The organism is Grimontia sp. AD028 (genome assembly GCF_000973155.1).
Lineage (GTDB): Bacteria > Pseudomonadota > Gammaproteobacteria > Enterobacterales > Vibrionaceae > Enterovibrio > Enterovibrio indicus.
Map to the genome: position 1 here is coordinate 1 of NZ_LASY01000139.1, position 409 is coordinate 409.

The following is a 409-nucleotide window of genomic DNA, read 5'->3' on the forward strand; positions in this document are numbered from 1 at the left end:
CCACACAGATTGCTACGGTCAAAAAGATAAAGAACATACTTAGATGTGTTTGTTGCTTTGGTGGTTAGCACCCCAATCCCTTGGTCAAAGAGGGTGAGGTCGGTGGTTCAAATCCAAAGAAACAGAAATGGGTCTGTAGCTCAGGTGGTTAGAGCGCACCCCTGATAAGGGTGAGGTCGGTGGTTCAAGTCCACTCAGACCCACCAATCGATTCGGTTGGTGGCACTAAGTATCGATGTGGGGCTATAGCTCAGCTGGGAGAGCGCTTGATTTGCATTCAAGAGGTCTGCGGTTCGATCCCGCATAGCTCCACCACTCTTTAAGCACACTTCTCTACACAGAGAGTGCTAAGTGTTCTTAAAAAGTGGTTGTTCACTAGAACACATCACATGCTCTTTAAAAATCTGGA

At 47.2% G+C, this 409-nt stretch carries 2 tRNA genes; both read left to right on the forward strand.

Annotated features, from left to right (window positions below):
* Positions 1-129: 129 nt before the first annotated feature.
* Positions 130-206: transfer RNA gene (locus tag RN22_RS22185), tRNA-Ile, on the forward strand.
* Positions 207-239: 33 nt separating this feature from the next.
* A tRNA-Ala gene (locus tag RN22_RS22190) sits at positions 240-315 on the forward strand.
* Positions 316-409: the final 94 nt, after the last annotated feature.